Here is a 1,863-nt window from a genome sequence, read left to right on the forward strand (position 1 = left end):
GAGCATAAATGTGCATCATTCAATGGTAAAAAAGCGAGAGGACCACCAGATAAAAAACGCTGCCAGGCAGTTTTCTGATGTGGCTGTTCTGTGCGTATGGTCGCGACCAGTCCATGCTGCTGATAAGCCCAGCCTCGGCTGGTAATCCCGGCTTGCTCGCGTAATAAGGAATGCGCACCATCTGCAGCCACAATGAGGTCGGCGGTTAAAACGCGGCCATTTTCCAGAGTGATTTGACCTGTTTGATAATGTTGGGGCTTTTCGGGACAAATTAAATCAACTTGCCGATGATTGGCTGCTAAAGCGATTGCTTGATGCTGAATAAGCTGATTTTCAACAATGTGGCCAAGATAATCGACCCCGATTTCAGCTGCCGAGAAATGCAGAACGCTATCGACTGTTTCCCAAACCTGCATTTTTTCAAAGGGACCCAGTCGTGAGGTATACAGATTTTGCCAGACATTTATCTCTGTCAGGATTTGCTGGCTTGAAGGATTAATCGCACTGACACGTTGCGATGGAACATCATCAACCGCCAGTTGTTCTGTTTGATGCGCTTCAACTAAGGCAATTTGTAAATCAGTTTGCTTTGCCAGTAACAGGGCAAAAGTGGTGCCGACCATGCCACCACCGACAATAATCACATCATAGTGGTTTTTCATAATGGCAGTCCCCGACTGAGTCTGGACTGTTTACCGCTAAGTCCCATGCTTGTTTTAGCCAGCTGATTTTTTAATCCAGGCAGTCCATTAAGTAACGCAAGACTCAGCGAACGACCATGTCCAAGCAGAAAATGGTTATTGCTGAAGGTGTTCACCAGAAAATCTGTAGCATTGACCACTTTATCCTGATCCTGTTGCTGCCAGTCGGAATAATCCTGTAACAGACTGGCGTGACCACAGTCTTCAGGATGGGCGGCAATCAACTCTGCCAGAACCGCTGCATCACGTAAGCCAAGATTAAAGCCCTGACCGGCAATGGGATGCAGACTATGGGCTGCGTTGCCAATTAATAGAACTCGATTTTGTACAGGCTGATTGGTTTGCATTAAACCTAATGGGTAGCAGCTACGCTGACCAATTTTTTCAAAATGGCCGAGACGATAGCCAAAGGCTTTCTGCAGCCGTTCAGCAAATTGCTGTTCGTTACTTGCTAACAGGGCACGCTCTTCACCTGTTTTCACCGTCCATACCAAACTGCAACGACCCTCAGACATGGGCAATAAGGCTAACGGTCCATGTTCAGTAAAGCGTTCGTAAGCCCAGTTCTGATGAGCTCGTTCAGGTATCACATTCGCTGTGATGGCGGTTTGCTGATATTCGCGTTGCCAAATGGTTAATCCCAGCAACTCCCGAATGGTGGAAAACTGTCCATCGGCACCGACCAGTAATCTGCTGGTGAGTTGCTGGCCATCAGATAGCGTTACAGTGACTGATGTAGCGGTTTGCTCCAGACTGTCAACCTGAAGTGGTGTCATAATGCTTAACGTTGGGTGTTGCTGTAATGCCTGATTTAATTGAATACCCAGATGTTTTGCGGTCATCACCTGACCCAACGCGGGAACCTTTTCTTTCTGGGCAGTCAGACGCGTTACGCCAAAATGCCCCCGGTCTGAAATATGAATGCCGTGAATCGGAGTGGCTTTATCCTCGAGCTGAGACCAAAGTTGCATGGTTTCAAAAATTCGTTGGGAGCCGTAAGACAAGGCAATGCCACGATCATCAAAGCCGGGTTGATGGTGTTCCAGCAGATCCTGAGCCTCCACCAAAGCAATACGTAAACCGCTATTTTGTAGCGCGAGGGCCAAACTTGACCCTACCATGCCAGCGCCAACAATCAGTAGATCAAAATCGGCTTTCACGA

Annotated in this window: 2 protein-coding genes (1 of these 2 running past the window's edge); both read right to left on the reverse strand. The window is 47.9% G+C overall.

What is annotated here, in order from left to right:
* A protein-coding gene (locus tag B3182_RS08015) for a UbiH/UbiF/VisC/COQ6 family ubiquinone biosynthesis hydroxylase (protein ID WP_292752273.1) crosses the window boundary here: on the reverse strand, positions 1–662 show its 5' portion. It extends 655 nt beyond the left edge of the window; 662 of the gene's 1,317 nt are visible here — the first part of the coding sequence; the start codon lies at positions 660–662; its stop codon lies off the left edge, out of view.
* Positions 659–1,863, reverse strand: a 1,205-nt coding sequence (ubiH, locus tag B3182_RS08020) for a 2-octaprenyl-6-methoxyphenyl hydroxylase (RefSeq protein ID WP_349677931.1), incomplete at its 5' end; no start/stop codon positions are given. The genes B3182_RS08015 and ubiH, both read right to left, overlap by 4 nt.

Origin of the sequence: Methylophaga sp. UBA4204, assembly GCF_002379485.1 — a bacterium.
Classification (GTDB): Bacteria; Pseudomonadota; Gammaproteobacteria; order Nitrosococcales; family Methylophagaceae; genus Methylophaga.